The following is a 15,977-nucleotide window of genomic DNA, read 5'->3' as shown; positions in this document are numbered from 1 at the left end:
AGGTTCGCCATGACGCTCCCACCGCAACAGCCGCCGCAGCAATACCCGCCGCAGCAGCCCTATCCGCCGCAGTACCCGCAGCAGGCGTATCCGCCGCAGTACCCGCAGCAGTACCCGCCACCACCGCCCCGAAAGGGGATGTCGACGGGGCTCATCGTCCTGCTGGCCGTCGGCATCCCGCTGGTCCTCATCGGGCTCATCACCGGCGGGTCGATCGGCGCCCTCAACGCATTCCGGGGCGACCCCGTCAGCGACACACTCGACGTGGATGCCGCCTCCAGCCTCCTCGTCGACGCTCCGAACGCATCCATCCACCTGTCCGACAGCGACGACAACGAGATCCACGCCACCATGCGCGGAGACTATTCCGGAGCCCGGCCGACCCTGACGGCCACCGAATCAGGCCGGGAGACCGAGATCCGCGGCGGATGCCCCGGCGGCTGGTTCCTGTTCAACCGGTGCCGGGTGCGAATCGAGGTGGCGCTTCCTGCCGACCTCGACGTGACGGTGAGCGGGCGGAACGGCGCCATCACGGCCGAGGAGCTGACCGGCGAGCTGACCCTGTCGACGACGAACGGCAGCATCGAGGTGGACCGGTCGGTTGGCGCTCTCGTGCTGCGCTCGACGAACGGGCGGATCGAACTGGAGGACTCCGCCTCGACCGAAGTGCGGGCTCAGACGACGAACGGCGCCGTGCAACTGTCGTTCGCCGAGGCGCCTGACGAGGTGACGGCGAACAGCACGAACGGTGCGATCCACATCGAGGTACCCGACGACGGAACCGAGTACTTCATCGACGCCAACACCACCAACGGGCGCGTCGACACCGAAGACGTACCGGGCGACCGCCGGGCGACGCGCACCATCACGGCCGGCACGACCAACGGAGGCATCACAATCGAGACGTCGTCGCGGAGCCGGTAGGCGGCATCCGCTGTCATCGGCGGCCGGCGGGGCGGCATCCGGTGTCGTCGGCGGCCGGTGGGGCGGCGGCCGGTGGGGCGGCGGCCGGTGGGGCGGCGGCCGGTGGGGCGGCGGCCGGTGGGGCGGGCGGCATCCGCTGGTGACCGATGGGGTGGCGGGCGGCATCCGCTGGTCGGGGCGGTCCCGCGCGGGTCGATTAGCCGAGCGCGCCCGCAATTGCTCGCGCGCGACGCCAAAACACCCGCGCCGCCGGGAGCCGCCGCCCAACCTGCGCCATCCGCCGCCCAACCCGGCACCCCGCTCCGGGGAGCCATCCCGCGGCGACGGGTTGCGCGGGAGACACGGCGCCGCTTGGCTGAAACGGAGAAAGGAGCCACCATGACCGTGAAACTGAACCAGCCGGCGTTCCGCCAGGCGAAGAAGCTGATCGCCGACGGCAAAGTCGAGCGCGACGAACGCGACGACTGGAGCGAGCACGCCCCGAGCGCCGACGACGAGAACACCTTCCTCGACAAACACAGCTGGACGGACTACTCGCACTGGTACCTCGGGGTCGACGACGACCACCCCCGCGACACGAAGGGGCATTACAAATTTCCGATCGGAGACTTCACGAAGGTGCATCGCTGCGGCGTCATCTCGGCCGAGAGCCGGGCCGGCCAGAACGACTACGACGACATCCGGGATGCCCTCAAGAAGCTCCTCGAGAAAATCGACAGCTAGCGCTGCGATCCGGCACCCCACCTGAGAGCACGCTGAAAGTAGGAATCGTGCACTGACCTGCGGTGTTGATGTCGGTAGCGCACAAATCCGTCTCAACTGCGGAGTGCGCCGAAGGGGAATATGAGCAAAGTATTCGAGGAGATCGAGTCCCGCGCGGGCGAGATCGCAAAGTACCGCCGCCACCGCAACGGCCGCGGATTCGTCGCCCAGACGGCAACGGTCGACCCGACGACGTATCTCGAGCCCACCGCATACGTCGAACCCGGCGCCCACATCGCCGGCCGCGGCTGGATCGGCGCCGGAAGCTGGATCGACCGCGACGCGATCCTCGCCGCCGGGGTCTTCATCGGCGCCAACGTCCACGTCGGCGCCGGTGCTGCCATCGGGGTCGGTGCCGAGATCGGCAGCCACACCCGCATCGGCGCGAAGGCCAGCATCGGCGCGGGTGCGCGAGTCGCCCGCGACAGCACCATCCCGACCGGAGCCGTCGTCGACGGGCCGCAGCGGGCCCGGGCGCCACGCAAGAGCGACATGGGCCGGGCCGCTTAGGAGAACTGAAGCCGAGTGCGGATGCCGCCGGCGTGGCATCCGCACTCGCTATCGTTACGCGCATGGATACGAACGACTGGGAAGACCGGCTGGCCGGCCTGTGGGCCGACCTCGACGAGTACGACGAGGGCGATTTCGTCACGACGATGCACGCCCTCGTCGCCGAGCGGCCGCCGGGTGACCCGGTGGGCCTGTTCGAGCTGGCCGGATCGTACGATTCGACCGGCCGAACCGACCTGGCCGTGCCGCTCTACCGCGAAGCCCTCGCCGCCGGGCTCGACGGGGGCCGTCGGCGACAGGCCGTGATCCAGCTGGCGAGTTCGCTGCGCAACCTCGGCCACCCCGAGGAAAGCGTCGCGCTGCTGACCGGCGAGGCGGAGGCCGGCTCTGATGAACTCGACGACGCCATCGCCGGCTTCCTGGCGCTCGCCCTCGCCGACGTCGGCCGCGAGCGAGAAGCCCTGTCGATCGCGCTCGGTGCTCTCGCGCCGCACCTGCCGCGCTACTCCCGCTCGCTCACCAACTACGCGCGACTGCTCACCGAGCCGCGCTGAGGGGAGCGCCATGACATCCAATGACCGGCTGCGCCAGATTGTCGTCCTGGTCAGTGCCGTTGTCGCCATCGTCGGTGCCTTCATCGGCTCAGGTGCGGCGGGCGGCACGCCGATCGCCGAGGCGTCGGGCGGGGCCCTCTCGGCGGATGCCACGCCGGTCGCGCCGGCCGGCCCCGCCTTCGCGATCTGGTCGGTGATCTATGCGGGCCTGGTCGCGTATGCGATCTGGCAGTTGCTGCCCGCGCAGGCGCGCGCCGAACGGCACCGCCGGCTCGGCTACCCGATCGCGCTGTCGCTGATCCTGAACGCCGCGTGGATTCTCAGTGTGCAGTTCGACCTGCTGTGGGCGAGCGTGCCGATCATCGTGATCCTTCTGATCGTGCTGACCTGGGCGTTCCGTCTCACGCTCGCGACGCGACCGAGCAACGTCGTCGACGCCATCGTGACCGACGGCACGGTGGGCCTCTACTTCGGCTGGGTGACGATCGCGACCGTTGCGAATGTGGCGGCGGTGCTCACTGCGGCGGGCTTCCGCGGGTTGGGCCTGTCGCCGGACCTCTGGGGCGTTCTGCTCATCGCCGTCGCCGGGGTGATCGGGGTGGGACTCGCCCTGTACGGCCGCGGCCGTCTCGCGCCCGCCGCGTCGCTGTGCTGGGGTATCGGCTGGGTCGCTTTCGGGCGTCTGACCGGCGACCTGATCTCAATTCCCACGGCGATCACGGCCATCGGGGCGGTCGCGGTGATCCTGCTGGTGACCATCGCTGCACGCATCAAGGCGCCGCGGCCGCTGCCCGCCGTCGCCTGAGCCGGCCCGCCCATAACTCCGCCAGCCCGCGCCGCCGGGCTCGGGCCGGTCGCGCCGATCCACGGCTCGAACTCAGCGCGACGCCAGGCCAGGCGGAGTTACGCGCACGGGCAGGGCGCGACGGACGCGCGGGGGCCAGATTCGGCCGAACTAGGCGGGCCAGACTCCGATGATGATCGCCATGATCACGATCGTGACGAACTCGTGGGCGACGTTGAGCACCGTCAGGCCGGTGGGGCGGCCGTCGAAGGCGTCATGCGTGATGAAGCGCGCCGCCGTGAACCCGGCCCACAGGATGATGGCGGTGAGCAGCGCGTTGACGAAGAAGCTGCCGCCGTAGAAATCCCAGGAGAGATAGGTGGCCCCGGCGAGCACCCACGCCGTGACGAAACTCACGATCAGGGTGAGGAGGATCGGCCGGATGGCATCCCGTGCGTTGCCGGACGGCGTGACGTTGGCTGCCTTCATCCAGTAGTTGCCGAAGACCTTCGGGGTGTACCAGATCGAGCCGACGACCATGCTCGAGAGGGTGGCGAGGAGTACTGCCCAGTAGTTGATCTCGGGGACCATGCTGTGTCCTTCCGTGTGACGGATGTGACTGAAGTGTAGTGCGCGTCCTTCCCGCCGGTCGAGTAGGTCGCCACTGGCCCACGTCACCGAGGCGTCAGAAAACGATGATCTGCCGCAGCGCGTGCCCGTCGGCGAGGGAGTCCATCGCGGCGTTGACCTCGTCGAGCCGGATCTCGGCTGACACGAGCTTCTCCACCGGAAGCCGGCCCGCGCGCCAGAGGTCGGCGAAGATCGGGATGTCCCGCGACGGAACCGCTGACCCGAGGTAGCTGCCGACGATGGTCCGGGCTTCGGCGACGAGTCCGAGCGGTGACACCTCGGCGCGTGCCGTCGGCGAGGGCAACCCGACGGTGATGGTCCTGCCACCTGCGGCGGTCAGCGCCACCGCGGTTTCGAACGCCCGCACGTTGCCGGCCGCCTCGATCACGTTCGCGGCTTTGATGCCGCGGTCGGCGGCATCCGCGGGGCTGTACGCGGCTGAAGCGCCGAGTCCGACCGCCTGCTCGAGTTTGTCGGGGTTGGCGTCGACGCCGATCACCGTGGCGCCGAGCGCAACGGCGGTGAGGAGCGCTGCCATGCCAACGCCGCCGAGCCCGACGACGACGATCGAGTCGCCCGGCTGCGGTTTCGCGAGGTTGATCACGGCACCGCCTCCGGTCAGCACAGCGCAGCCGAGCAGGGCGGCGACGTCGGCGGGGATGTCGGCGTCCACCCGCACGACCGAGCGGGCGTCGACGACGGCGTGAGTGGCGAATCCGGAGACTCCGAGGTGGTGATGCACGACCGTGCCGTCGCGGAGGAGGCGTTCCCCGCCCGAGAGCAGCGTGCCGGCGTTGTTCGCCGCCGAGCCGGGGGTGCATGGAAGCAGGCCGTCGGAGCGGCATCCGTCACAGTCGCCGCAGCGGGGCAGAAAGGTCATGACGACCCGGTCGCCGAGCGCAAAGCCGTCGACGTCGTCGCCGAGCTGCTCGACGATTCCGGATGCCTCGTGGCCGAGCAGCATCGGCACCGGCCTGGGGCGGTTGCCGTCGATCACCGACAGATCGGAGTGGCACAGTCCGGCTCGTTCGATCCGCACCAGGACCTCGCCGGCACCGGGCGGATCCAGCTCGAGCTCGGAGATGGTCAGCGGCCGCGAGTCGGCGTACGGGCGGTCGCGCCCGATCTCTTCAAGAACGGCACCGGTGATCTTCATGCGTACCCACTTCGTCGTGTTGCGGTCGTCGTGGTCGCCGGCAGGCGACTCGTCGATCTTCCCACGACGGGGCCGCCGCGACACTCAGACGGCCGCCCGGATCGCCGCAACCAGCCGGGCCCGGAGCGCGTTCGACCGCTCGGCGAAAGCGCGCTGTTGCCGCACATACTCGGCCTTGCCCTCGGGCGTCTCGATCGCGACCGGGTCGGCGCCCCAAGGCGCCATGTCGTACGGCGACGCCCGCATGTCGAGCCAGCGGATGTCACGCGCGAGCTGGAAACTGTCGAGCAGCACCTCGCCGGGCACGAGCGGGCCGAGTTTGATGGCCCACTTGTAGACGTCCATGCCGGCGTGCAGGCAGCCGGGCTGCTCGAGGTTCGGCGACGTGTCGCGGGTCGGCTGCAGCCGGTTGAGCGGAACCGCGGCGGGGGTGAAGAAGCGGAACGCGTCGAAGTGGGAGCATCCGATGTGGTGCGACTCGACGACCTCGTCGGTGCCGGCCTGGCCGAGCCGCAGCGGCACGGGGTGCCGGTTCTCGACCTGCCGGTACACCATCGCCCACTCGTGAAGCCCGAAGCAGCCGAACTGGCCGACCCGGGCCGCCGTGCGGCTGAGCAACTTCTCCATGAAGTCGACCGAGGCCGCCTTCTCGGCGAGGAACCCTGCAGCGTCGACGACGATGCCGTCGCCCGTCGCGCGGTACCACCGCCATTCCGCGCGGTCGAGGCCGACGGCATCCGCCAACTGGACCCCGGCGCCGGGATGCCAGCGCCGCAACAACCGCGGCTTGAACGGGTAGTAGGTGAAGAGAAAGTCCTCGATCGGATGCTTCTCGCCCCGCTGCACGCGCACCCGCCAGTCGGCGGTCAGGGCGTCGGCGCGCTCCGAGTGGACGGACTCGCGCGCCTGCCACTCGGCGCGCGGCAGTACCGCGGTGGCGAGCGTCAGTTCGGGCATGATCCAACGGTAACCCTCCTCGCCTGCGAGAGCGCCCGTTCGCAACGGCGGAGAATCCGGCGGGCAGGGCGATTCGGGGCCGAAATGGGTCGGTGGCACGGGAATTTCCGCTGTTGCGAACAGGGTCTCCCCACGCCGACCAGATGAGGAGCCGCATACGACGGCGCGCAGGCCAACATATGACGAAGCCGCGCATCTTTATGTCACCCGATGTGATTCAATTGTCTGATGGTCGACATAAGTCCCTCCGCCCTCGGAACGTCAGCAACGAGCGATATCTTCCAGATACTGCGCGACGGCCGACCGCGGACACGCACCGAGCTCGCGAGCCTCACAGGCCTTGCCCGCTCGACCGTCGGCCTGCGCATCGACGCACTCGTGCAGCTGGGACTCATCGGCCCGGCCCAGACAGCGCCGTCCACCGGTGGCCGCCCGTCGTCACAGTTCGCGCTGACCGGCAACAAGGTGGTCCTCGCCGTCGACATCGGCGCGACCCACGTGCACATCGCCGTGTGCGACCTCGTCGGCCGACCCCTCAGCGAGGACACCGCCAACATCGACATCACTGACGGCCCCAAAGCTGTGCTCGACTGGGTGATCTCGGCCGGTGACATTCTCGTCCAGAAGGCCGGCCGCTCCCTCGACGACCTGCTCGCCATCGGCGTCGGGCTCCCCGGTCCGGTTGAACACTCCAGCGGCCGTCCGATCAACCCGCCGATTATGCCCGGCTGGGACAACTTCGACGTTCCAGCCTGGCTGCAGGCACACTTCAGCGTGCCGGTACTCGTCGATAACGACGTCAACATCATGGCCCTCGGCGAGCGCGAGGTCGCCTGGCCGCAGGTCGACCACCTCATCTTCGTCAAGGTCGCCACCGGCATCGGCGCCGGAGTCATCTCACGCGGGATGCTCCAACGCGGCGCCCAGGGAGTGGCCGGCGACATCGGTCACGTGCGGGTCGCCCGCGACAACGAGACGATCTGCCACTGCGGCAACGTCGGCTGCCTGGAAGCGATCGCGTCAGGGCCGGCCCTCGCCGGCAAGCTGACCGAGCAGGGCATCCCCGCGGAGACCAGCCAGGATGTCATCGAACTCGTGCGCGCGGGCAACCAGAAGGCGATTCAGGCCGTTCGCCAGGCCGGACGCGACCTCGGCGAGATCCTCAACGCGGCGATCAGCCTGATCAACCCGTCGGTCATCGTCGTCGGCGGCGCCATGGCACAGGCCGGCGAGCACCTCATCGCCGGGGTGCGCGAGGTCGTTTACGCGCGCTCCATGCCCCTCGCCACGCAGCACCTGCAGATCACCCAGTCCAGTGTCGGCGCCAACGCCGCAGTACTCGGCGCGAGCATCCTCGCCATCCACCACGTGCTCTCCCCCGAGAGCGTCGAAGCCATGGTGGTCGACCTCGCGGATGCCGCCGCGCGCTGAACGCACGCCCGTCCCGTTCGCGCCGCCCCGTGGCATCCGCCCGCGGCATCCCGCCGTGGCATCCGCCCGCGGCATCCCGCCGTCAACGACCCACCGCGCGGGTGTTTTAGCTCCACGCGGGCGCAACTGCACCCGCGCGAGGCCATCCGACCCGCGCAACCGCGATGGAACACGGATGCCGCCGCGCGCCAAACCCTCGCCCGTCCCGTCGCGCATCCCGCGGCATCCGCCCGTCAGCGACCGCCTGCAACGACCGCCTGCAACGACCGCCTGCGCGGGTGTTATAGCTCCACGCGGGCGCAACTGCACCCGCGCGAGGCCATCCGACCCGCGCAACCGCGATGGAACACGGATGCCGCCGCGCGCTGAACGCGCGCCCGTCCCGTCGCGCAGCCCGCGGCATCCGCCCGTCAGCGACCGCCCGTCAGCGACCGCCCGCAACGACCGCCTGCGCGGGTGTTTTAGCTCCACGCGGGCGCAACTGCACCCGCGCGAGGCCATCCGACCCGCGCATCCGCGATGGAGCCCGGATGGAGCTCGGATGGAGCTCGGATGCCGCCGCGCGCCAAACCCTCGCCCGTCCCGTCGCGCAGCCCGCGGCATCCGCCCGTCAGCGACCGCCTGCAACGACCGCCTGCAACGACCGCCTGCGCGGGTGTTATAGCTCCACGCGGGCGCAACTGCACCCGCGCGAGACGTTTCGACCCGCGCAACCGCGATGGAGCCCGGATGCCGCCGCGCGCCAAACCCTCGCCCGTCCCGTCGCGCAGCCCGCGGCATCCGCCCGTCAACGACCGCCCGCAACGACCGCCCGCAACGACCGCCTGCGCGGGTGTTTTAGCTCCACGCGGGCGCAACTGCACCCGCGCGAGGCCATCCGACCCGCGCAACCGCGATGGAGCCCGGATGCCGCCGCGCGCTGAACCCACGCCCGTCCCGCTTGCGCCACCCCAGCACACCCCACTCGCCGCACTCTCCGCTCGCTTGAAGGAGCGCAGCGACTGAAGCGGAGGAGGCCTCGTGCGGAGGCCTCGGCTTCGGTCGCTTCGCTCCCTCCAGCCAGCGGGGGTGGTCAGCCCCTACTTCTTCGCGCTGAACGCCGCGTCGAACGCCGCCGCCGGCGGCTCGAACGCCAGCGACCGCACGAACTCGAGCGCCTCGGGGGCGCCCACGAGCCGATCCATCCCGGCGTCCTCCCACTCGACCGAGAGCGGGCCGGTGTAGCCGATGGCGTTCAGCATGCGGAACGCGTTCTCCCAGGGAACGTCGCCGCGGCCGACCGAGATGAAGTCCCAGCCACGGCGCGGGTCCGCCCACGGCAGGTGCGACGAGAGCCGCCCGTTGCGGCCGTTGCTGATGCGCTTCTTGGTGTCTTTGCAGTGGACGTTGTAGATCCGGTCCTGAAAGTCCCAGAGGAACGCGACCGGATCGATGTCCTGCCACACCATGTGCGACGGATCCCAGTTCAGCCCGAAGGCGGAGCGGTGCCCGATCGCCTCGAGGGTCCGCACGGTCGTCCAGTAGTCGTACGCGATCTCCGACGGGTGTACCTCGTGCGCGAACCGCACGCCGACCTCATCGAACACGTCGAGGATCGGGTTCCACCGGTCGGCGAAGTCCTGGTAGCCGGCATCCACCATCGCCTCTGAGGCCGGCGGGAACATGGCCACGAACTTCCAGATCGACGACCCGGTGAACCCGGTCACCGTCTTCACGCCGAGCGCAGCCGCGAGCCGCGCCGTGTGTTTCATCTCCTCCGCCGCACGCTGCCGAACACCTTCCGGGTCGCCGTCACCCCAGACCACGTCGGGCAGGATGTCGCGGTGCCGCTGGTCGATCGGGTCGTCGCAGACCGCCTGACCCTTGAGGTGGTTGGAGATCGCGTGCACCTGGAGGTTGTACTTCTTGAGCACAGCGAGCTTGCCGGCGACGTACTCCTTGTCGTCCCAGCGCCACGGGTCGAGGTGGTCGCCCCAGCAGGCGATCTCGAGCCCGTCATAACCCCACTCCGAGGCGAGGCGGGCGACTTCTTCGAACGGCAGGTCGGCCCACTGGCCGGTGAACAGAGTGACGGGGCGAGGCATGAGTACTCCTTAGTTACGAACGGATGCCGTCGATGCGGCCGAGTCGGATGTCGCGGTCCACGCACTGCCGGATTCGGCACTGCGCTCCACAGCGTCGAGCACCTGCTGCACCTGCAGGCCGTCGTCGAACGACGGTGTCGGCTGCGTGCCGCCGACGACGCCCACGACGAAATCGCGGGCCTGGTGGGAGAATCCGTGCTCGTAGCCGAGCATGTGGCCGGTGGGCCACCACGCTTCAAGGTAGGGATGTTCGGGCTCGGTGACGAGGATCTTGGTGAAACCCTGCCGCCCGGCCGGCGCCGTGGCGTCGTAGAAGCCGAGCGAGTTGAGGTCTTCGAGGTCGAAGCTGATCGCGCCGTTCGACCCGGCCACCTCGATGCGCAGGGCGTTCTTGCGCCCGGTCGACATGCGGGTCGCTTCGAACGATCCGACCGCTCCCCCGTCGAACCGGCCGGTGAACAGGGCGAGGTCGTCGACGGTCACGTCACCCATCTCATCGGATGCCGTCCCCGCCAGTCCCGAGGAGCTGGCCAGTTTCGGGCGCTGCTTGACGAAGGTCTCCATCATGCCGCTCACGCTGGTGAGCTTCTGGCCGGTGATGAACTGCGCCAGGTCGATGGCGTGCGCGCCGATGTCGCCGAGGGCACCGGAACCGGCGAGGTGCTTCTGCAGTCGCCACGCGAGCGGCACTTCGGGGTCGACGAGCCAGTCCTGCAGGTACATGGCGCGCACCTGACGGACCTCCCCGACCGCACCGGATGCCACGAGGTCACGCGCGAAGGTCGCGGCCGGAACCCGACGATAGGTGAAGCCGACCATGGCGTACACGCCACGGTCCGCAGCGCGAGAAGCGGCATCTGCCATCGCCCGTGCCTCCTCGACCGTGTTCGCCAGGGGCTTCTCGCAGAGAACGTGCTTGCCGGCCTCGAGCGCGGCGATGGCGATCTCGACGTGCGAGTCGCCGGGGGTGACGATGTCGATGACGTCGATGTCGTCGCGAGCGACGGCATCCCGCCAGTCGGTTGCCGTTTCAGCCCAGCCGAGCTTCTCAGCCGCGGCGGACACGCCCTCGGCGTTGCGGCCGACGAGCAGGGTCATCTCCGGCCGGGCCGGCAGGTCGAAGAACCGTGGGGCGACGCGCCAGCCCTGGGAATGTGCGGCCCCCATGAAGCCGTAGCCGATCATGGCAATGCGAAGTGGTGGGATGTCTGACACGATTCCTCTTTCTGGCGACGCCCGGGGGCGGTGATGCGGCGTAACGGTGATGCGAAAAGGCGGGGCGCCCGAGGGCGCCCCGCCCGGTTTTCCTAGGACTCGAACGCGGTCGGCAGGTACTTCTCGACGTTCTCGCTCGTCACGACAGGTGCGTTCAGAACGATGCGGTTCGGAACCTCGATCTCGACCAGGTCGCTCATCGCCTTCTCCTGGACGACGAGGCGGGCGAGGCGGATGCCGTCAGCTGCCTGGGTGGACGGGTAGATGACCGTCGCCTCCAGCACGCTGTCGCCGGCCTGGATCGCTTCCATGGCGTTCTTGGACCCGGCGCCACCGACCATGATGAACTCGTCGCGGCCTGCGGCGTCAGCCGCCGTGAGCACGCCAACGCCCTGGTCGTCGTCGTGGTTCCACAGCGCGTCGATCTTGGGTGCCGCTGAGAGCAGCTGCTCCATCGAGGCCGCGCCGCCCGCAACAGTGAAGTCAGCGGCGACACGGTTCGAAACCTCGAGTCCGCAGTCGTCGAGCGCGTCGGCGAAGCCCCGGCTGCGGTCCTGGGTCAGCGGAAGCGAGTCGACTCCGGCGATTTCGGCCACGACGGCATCCGGGTTGTCGCCGACCTTTTCGCAGATGTAGGTACCGGCCGAAACACCCATGCCGTAGTTGTCACCGAGGATGGTGACGCGCGACGCGAAGGTGCTCGAGAATTCGCGGTCGACGTTGATGACCGGGATGCCGGCCTCCATCGCCTGAATGGCAACGTCGGTGAGCGCGGCGCCGTCGGTGGGCAGGAGGACGATGGCGTCGACGCCATCGTTGATGAACGTCTCGACCTGGCTGATCTGCAGGTTAGCGTCGTTGGTTCCCTCGGCGACCTTGAGGTCGATGTCGGGGTACTTCTCGGCCTCGGCGATGGCGGCCGAGTTGATGGCGCCGAGCCAGCCGTGGTCGGCGGCGGGGCCAGAGAAGCCGATGGTGACCGTGTCACCCTCCGCCTCGTTCTCTTCAGCCGATGCGCCGGTCGGTTCGACTTCGGTGCCGGAATCACCCGGGGTACAACCGGTGAGCACGAGAGCGGCAGCAAGCGAAGCGCCCGCGGCAACGAGCAGTCGACGCCGCGTTGATAGTGAAAGCATGTGAATTTCCTCCAGTTAGGTCAGTCGCAAGGTGCCAACGAGGAGGGGGCCACGACTCGTCTTGCTGTCGGATCGCGTGCCGATGTCGACGTTGACGATGCCACACTAACAGAAGTAAGGCGAAAATCGGCCGACTTCTGATTGTTGATCGTCATATGTGTGTTAGATTGGCTCGCATGATCGAAGAAGACCATGCATCGCCGCTGCTCGAAGTTCGCGGCATCACCAAGACCTTTGCGGGCGTGCAGGCACTCAAGGGCGTCAACCTCGACGTCCGCGCCGGTGAAGTCCACTGCGTACTCGGCCAGAACGGTGCAGGTAAGTCCACTCTGATCAAGACGCTGGCCGGTGTGCACCAGCCCGACGCAGGCGAGATCCTCTGGCAGGGCGAGACCGTCACCATCGCCGACCCGATCGCCGCCCTCAAGCTCGGCATCGCCACGATGTACCAGGAACTCGACGTCGTCGACGGCCTCAGCATCGCCGAGAACATCTTCCTCGGCCACGAACATTCAACCGGCGGGATGCTGAAGGTCGCCCACGCGAACCGGCTCACCCGCGAGCTGCTCACGAGGCTCGGGCACGGCGACCTCCCGCCGAACACCGAAGTCGGCCAGCTCTCGGCAGCCAACAAGCAGATCGTCAGCATGGCACGCGCCCTCTCGCACGACGCGAAGCTCATCGTCATGGACGAGCCGAGCGCCGTGCTCGACTCCGGCGAGGTGGCGAACCTGTTCCGGGTCATCCGCGAACTGACCAGGCAGGGCATCGCCGTGGTCTACATCTCGCACCGGCTCGAGGAGATTCGGCAGATCGGCAACCGCATCTCGGTGATCAAAGACGGCCGCAGCACCGCGAGCGGTCTTGCGGTGTCAGAGACGCCGACGCCGGAGCTGATTCGGCTCATGACCGGTCGCGAGGTCGCCAACGTCTTCCCCGAGGCCGTTCCCGTTCCCCGAAACGCCCCCATCCTCCTCGAAGTGAGCCACCTCCACCTCCGCGGTCACTTCTCCGACGTCGACTTCACCGTGCGTGCCGGCGAGATCGTCGGCCTCGCCGGACTCGTCGGATCTGGCCGGTCCGAGATCCTGGAGACGATCTACGGGGCGCGTAAAGCGACATCCGGAACCGTCTCGGTCCAGGGCAAGGTGCTGCGCGCGGGTTCGGTCACGGCTGCCGTCGACGCGGGCATGGGGTTCTCGCCCGAAGAGCGCAAGAGCCAGGGCCTCATCCTCGCCGAACCCATCTTCAAGAACGTCACTCTGTCGACGTTCAGCCGGTTCGCCCGCGGCGGCTTCCTCAACGAAGGCGGCGAGAGAGACGCTGCCCGTGAGCAGATCTCGGCCCTCGAACTGCGGCCGGCCGATCCCGACCGGCCGGCACGGACCCTCTCCGGAGGCAACCAGCAGAAGATCCTGCTGGCGCGCTGGCTTGTGCACGGCACACACGTGTTGCTGCTCGACGAACCGACGCGCGGCGTCGACGTCGGGGCGCGCGCGGAAATCTACGCCCTCATCCGCCGGCTCGCCGCCGAAGGAACCGCCATCGTCGTCGTCTCGAGCGAGATCGAAGAGGTCCTCGGCCTCTCCGACCGCGTGCTCGTGATCGGAGACGGCGATGTGCTCGCTGAGTCGAACGCCGGAGACATCGATGAACCCGGCGTGCTTGACCTCGTTATGAAAGGAAGTGCCGCGTGAGCGAGCAGAAGTCCCCCGTCCTCACGGATGCCGCGCCGCTCCCGGGTGCATCTCACCAGACCGAGCGCCCCAGCGCTCTGAAGCGCATCCTCGGCGGATCGGTTGGGCGCAACCTCGGCCTCGTCATCGCCCTCATCGCCCTGATCATCATCGGAACGATCACCGCAGGTGACCGTTTCGCCGATGTCAACAACTTCCTCACCATCATCCGCTACGCGTCGATCATCGGGGTGATCTCGATCGGCATGACGTTCGTCATCATCGCCGGCGGCATCGACCTGTCGGTGGGCTCGGTGTTGGGCCTGGCCACCGTGGTGGCCACCCTCCCCGCCATCCAGGCGGCGGCAGAGCAGAGTTCGTGGCTGCTGATGATCATCGTCCCGCTCGCTGTCGGTGCGCTGGCCGGGTTGGTGAACGGCATCGTCATCGCCTACGGCAACGTCGTCGCCTTCATGGCGACCCTCGCCATGCTCGTCGGCGCGCGCGGCATCGCCGAACTCATCTCCGGGCGGCGCACGCAGATCGTCACCAGCACCGACTTCCTCGAGTTCATCCGGGCGAACCTGCTCGGGGTTCCCGTGCTCATCTGGATCTTCGCCCTCGTCGCCGTCGCCGGCTGGATTCTGCTCAACCGCACCACGTTCGGGCGCCGGACGGTCGCCATCGGCGGCAACCTCGAAGCATCCCGCCTCGCCGGTATCAAGGTGAAGAGACACCTTTTGTTGGTCTACGTGCTCTCCGGTTTCACGGTCGGTATCGCCGCGATCATGATGCTCGGCCGCACGACCGCAGGAACCTCGACCCACGGCATGCTCTACGAGTTGGACGCGATCGCCGCGGTCGTCGTCGGTGGCACGCTGCTCATCGGTGGCCGAGGAACGATCGTCGGCACTGTGCTCGGTGTGCTCATCTTCGCCACCCTGACGAACGTGTTCACCCAGAACAACCTGGACACCTCCGTGCAGGCGGTCGCCAAGGGACTGATCATCGTCATCGCGGTGCTTCTGCAGCAGCGGTTCGCTACCGGAGGCGCGGCCGCAGGGAAGAAGTAGCCGCACCACACCCGCCGCGAGTTGCTGGAGATGAGGGGTTGAGCGCAACGCGCACCCCTCATTTTCAGCGGTTCGCGGTCGTGGTTCAGCCGCGACCGAGCAGCTGCGCCTCGAATGCCTTCGTTCGCTTGCGGAGAGCGTTCGCCACCGCGGCCACCGCTGGGCGGCGCAGTGAGTCCGGGCGCAGCACCATCCAGTACGGCAGCCGTTCCTGGATCTCGTCGGGCAGCACCCGCACCAGGTCCGGATGCCGGTCGGCCATGAAGCAGGGCAGGAATCCGATTCCCGCCCCCACCCGGGTCGCTTCGACGTGGACGAAGACGTTGGTCGAGGTGAAGGCGTCACGCATCGTCGGCACCAGCCGGCGGGGCGCGTCGAGCGCATCGACCTGGAGCATCGAGTCGACGAAGTAGACGAGCGGATGCTCCTCCAGCTCACTCACCCGCGTCGGCACGCCGTGCTCGTCGAGGTAGTCCCGGGAGGCGTACATGCCGAGAATGTACGACCCCAACTCGATGGCTTCCGCCCGGTGCGCGTGCGGCTCGCCGACGACGATCTCGATGTCGAGGCCTGACCGGTACTGCAGCACCGGCCGGGTGACGGTGATGATCTCGACGGTGAGCTTCGGATGGGCCCGTTGCAGTTCCGCGACGGCCGGCGAGGCGATGTAGGCGCTGAACCCGTCGGTCGCCGACAGCCGCACCACCCCGGACAGGCGCTGCACCTCACCAGGGACTCCGGCCAGCAGGGACACGGCCGTCTCGACGCTTTCCGCTGCCTCGAACGCACGGCTGCCGAGTTCGGTGAGCTCCCAGCCGCCGACCGTGCGGGAAAGCACGCGGCCGCCGAGGTCCCGTTCGAGCGCAGAGATCCGTCGCGAGATCGTGGTGTGGTTCACCCCGAGGGTGTCGGCCGCCACCGTGTAGGTACCACTCCGCGCCACCGCCAGCAGCACGAGCAGGTCGTCGGGGTTGGGGGGTCGCGACTCCGTCGTGAGGAAACTCATTCTGCAAGTATGCACATGCCCTGTGGAAAGCTGGGCATTGTCGTGCCCCGCGTCTGCACGAATACTCAGTTAGGCCGTC

General features: G+C 68.5%; 15 protein-coding genes. 8 read left to right on the top strand and 7 right to left on the bottom strand.

What is annotated here, in order from left to right; translation table 11 throughout:
* Nucleotides 1-9: 9 nt before the first annotated feature.
* The 5 genes from ABIE24_RS06575 (at nucleotide 10) to ABIE24_RS06555 (ending at nucleotide 3,555) form a co-directional block, all read left to right on the top strand.
* Nucleotides 10-924 (top strand): DUF4097 family beta strand repeat-containing protein, encoded by a 915-nt coding sequence (locus tag ABIE24_RS06575; RefSeq protein ID WP_354497950.1) that lies wholly within the window; start codon nucleotides 10-12, stop codon nucleotides 922-924.
* Between the two features lie 378 nt (nucleotides 925-1,302).
* Nucleotides 1,303-1,647, top strand: a complete 345-nt coding sequence (locus ABIE24_RS06570; RefSeq protein ID WP_354497948.1) for a hypothetical protein — start codon at nucleotides 1,303-1,305, stop codon at nucleotides 1,645-1,647.
* A gap of 120 nt (nucleotides 1,648-1,767) precedes the next feature.
* A complete protein-coding gene (locus ABIE24_RS06565; RefSeq protein WP_354497946.1) occupies nucleotides 1,768-2,196 on the top strand; it encodes a transferase in 429 nt (142 codons plus the stop codon).
* A 62-nt stretch (nucleotides 2,197-2,258) separates the two neighbouring features.
* Nucleotides 2,259-2,750, top strand: coding sequence for a tetratricopeptide repeat protein (locus tag ABIE24_RS06560; protein WP_354497944.1), 492 nt, complete (start codon nucleotides 2,259-2,261; stop codon nucleotides 2,748-2,750).
* Between the two features lie 10 nt (nucleotides 2,751-2,760).
* The gene (locus tag ABIE24_RS06555) at nucleotides 2,761-3,555 is read left to right on the top strand and encodes a TspO-related membrane protein (protein WP_354497942.1); all 795 of its coding nucleotides are present in this window, start codon (nucleotides 2,761-2,763) and stop codon (nucleotides 3,553-3,555) included.
* A 150-nt stretch (nucleotides 3,556-3,705) separates the two neighbouring features.
* On the opposite strand, the gene ABIE24_RS06550 is transcribed toward ABIE24_RS06555, so the two are convergent.
* From ABIE24_RS06550 to ABIE24_RS06540, 3 genes are all read right to left on the bottom strand, one after another.
* Nucleotides 3,706-4,125, bottom strand: a complete 420-nt coding sequence (locus tag ABIE24_RS06550) for a DUF1761 domain-containing protein (RefSeq protein WP_354497940.1) — start codon at nucleotides 4,123-4,125, stop codon at nucleotides 3,706-3,708.
* 94 nt (nucleotides 4,126-4,219) lie between these two features.
* Entirely contained in the window at nucleotides 4,220-5,320 is a 1,101-nt protein-coding gene (locus ABIE24_RS06545) for an alcohol dehydrogenase catalytic domain-containing protein (protein ID WP_354497938.1), read from the bottom strand.
* A gap of 84 nt (nucleotides 5,321-5,404) precedes the next feature.
* Nucleotides 5,405-6,277, bottom strand: coding sequence for a 3-methyladenine DNA glycosylase (locus tag ABIE24_RS06540; RefSeq protein WP_354497936.1), 873 nt, complete (start codon nucleotides 6,275-6,277; stop codon nucleotides 5,405-5,407).
* 228 nt (nucleotides 6,278-6,505) lie between these two features.
* On the opposite strand from ABIE24_RS06540, the gene ABIE24_RS06535 reads away from it, so the two are divergent.
* The gene (locus ABIE24_RS06535; protein WP_354497934.1) at nucleotides 6,506-7,708 is read left to right on the top strand and encodes an ROK family transcriptional regulator; all 1,203 of its coding nucleotides are present in this window, start codon (nucleotides 6,506-6,508) and stop codon (nucleotides 7,706-7,708) included.
* Between the two features lie 1,079 nt (nucleotides 7,709-8,787).
* Here ABIE24_RS06535 and ABIE24_RS06530 read toward each other — a convergent pair.
* From ABIE24_RS06530 to ABIE24_RS06520, 3 genes are all read right to left on the bottom strand, one after another.
* Entirely contained in the window at nucleotides 8,788-9,792 is a 1,005-nt protein-coding gene (locus ABIE24_RS06530; protein ID WP_354497932.1) for a sugar phosphate isomerase/epimerase family protein, read from the bottom strand.
* 9 nt (nucleotides 9,793-9,801) lie between these two features.
* Nucleotides 9,802-10,977 carry a Gfo/Idh/MocA family protein gene (locus ABIE24_RS06525; RefSeq protein ID WP_354498127.1) on the bottom strand — a complete coding sequence of 392 codons (1,176 nt, stop codon included), beginning with the start codon at nucleotides 10,975-10,977 and terminating at the stop codon, nucleotides 9,802-9,804.
* 122 nt (nucleotides 10,978-11,099) lie between these two features.
* The gene (locus ABIE24_RS06520; protein WP_354497931.1) at nucleotides 11,100-12,143 is read right to left on the bottom strand and encodes a substrate-binding domain-containing protein; all 1,044 of its coding nucleotides are present in this window, start codon (nucleotides 12,141-12,143) and stop codon (nucleotides 11,100-11,102) included.
* A 176-nt stretch (nucleotides 12,144-12,319) separates the two neighbouring features.
* On the opposite strand from ABIE24_RS06520, the gene ABIE24_RS06515 reads away from it, so the two are divergent.
* Together ABIE24_RS06515 and ABIE24_RS06510 are read left to right on the top strand one after the other, a co-directional pair.
* Nucleotides 12,320-13,840, top strand: a complete 1,521-nt coding sequence (locus ABIE24_RS06515; RefSeq protein ID WP_354497929.1) for a sugar ABC transporter ATP-binding protein — start codon at nucleotides 12,320-12,322, stop codon at nucleotides 13,838-13,840.
* Complete coding sequence (locus tag ABIE24_RS06510; RefSeq protein ID WP_502916247.1) at nucleotides 13,837-14,892, top strand: ABC transporter permease; 1,056 nt, start codon at nucleotides 13,837-13,839, stop codon at nucleotides 14,890-14,892. The genes ABIE24_RS06515 and ABIE24_RS06510 overlap by 4 nt, the downstream gene beginning before the upstream one ends.
* Before the next feature lie 85 nt (nucleotides 14,893-14,977).
* Here the strand turns inward: ABIE24_RS06510 and ABIE24_RS06505 are convergent, their stop codons facing one another.
* Nucleotides 14,978-15,898, bottom strand: coding sequence for a LysR family transcriptional regulator (locus ABIE24_RS06505; RefSeq protein ID WP_354497927.1), 921 nt, complete (start codon nucleotides 15,896-15,898; stop codon nucleotides 14,978-14,980).
* Between the last annotated feature and the right edge of the window lie 79 nt (nucleotides 15,899-15,977).

It is taken from the genome of Mycetocola sp. 2940, assembly GCF_040548835.1.
In the GTDB taxonomy this organism is placed as follows: Bacteria; Actinomycetota; Actinomycetes; order Actinomycetales; family Microbacteriaceae; genus Mycetocola_A.
The sequence above is the reverse complement of the archived record's forward strand: the minus strand, read 5'-3'. Positions and strand labels throughout refer to the sequence as shown.

Coding starts and splice junctions, on each gene's coding strand:
- ABIE24_RS06565 (WP_354497946.1), top strand. CDS start 1,768: ATGAGCAAAGTATTCGAGGAGATCGAGTCCCGCGCGGGCGAGATCGCA.
- ABIE24_RS06535 (WP_354497934.1), top strand. CDS start 6,506: ATGGTCGACATAAGTCCCTCCGCCCTCGGAACGTCAGCAACGAGCGAT.
- ABIE24_RS06540 (WP_354497936.1), bottom strand. CDS start 6,277: ATGCCCGAACTGACGCTCGCCACCGCGGTACTGCCGCGCGCCGAGTGG.
- ABIE24_RS06570 (WP_354497948.1), top strand. CDS start 1,303: ATGACCGTGAAACTGAACCAGCCGGCGTTCCGCCAGGCGAAGAAGCTG.
- ABIE24_RS06525 (WP_354498127.1), bottom strand. CDS start 10,977: ATGATCGGCTACGGCTTCATGGGGGCCGCACATTCCCAGGGCTGGCGC.
- ABIE24_RS06555 (WP_354497942.1), top strand. CDS start 2,761: ATGACATCCAATGACCGGCTGCGCCAGATTGTCGTCCTGGTCAGTGCC.
- ABIE24_RS06515 (WP_354497929.1), top strand. CDS start 12,320: ATGATCGAAGAAGACCATGCATCGCCGCTGCTCGAAGTTCGCGGCATC.
- ABIE24_RS06530 (WP_354497932.1), bottom strand. CDS start 9,792: ATGCCTCGCCCCGTCACTCTGTTCACCGGCCAGTGGGCCGACCTGCCG.
- ABIE24_RS06545 (WP_354497938.1), bottom strand. CDS start 5,320: ATGAAGATCACCGGTGCCGTTCTTGAAGAGATCGGGCGCGACCGCCCG.
- ABIE24_RS06575 (WP_354497950.1), top strand. CDS start 10: ATGACGCTCCCACCGCAACAGCCGCCGCAGCAATACCCGCCGCAGCAG.
- ABIE24_RS06550 (WP_354497940.1), bottom strand. CDS start 4,125: ATGGTCCCCGAGATCAACTACTGGGCAGTACTCCTCGCCACCCTCTCG.
- ABIE24_RS06520 (WP_354497931.1), bottom strand. CDS start 12,143: ATGCTTTCACTATCAACGCGGCGTCGACTGCTCGTTGCCGCGGGCGCT.
- ABIE24_RS06560 (WP_354497944.1), top strand. CDS start 2,259: ATGGATACGAACGACTGGGAAGACCGGCTGGCCGGCCTGTGGGCCGAC.
- ABIE24_RS06505 (WP_354497927.1), bottom strand. CDS start 15,898: ATGAGTTTCCTCACGACGGAGTCGCGACCCCCCAACCCCGACGACCTG.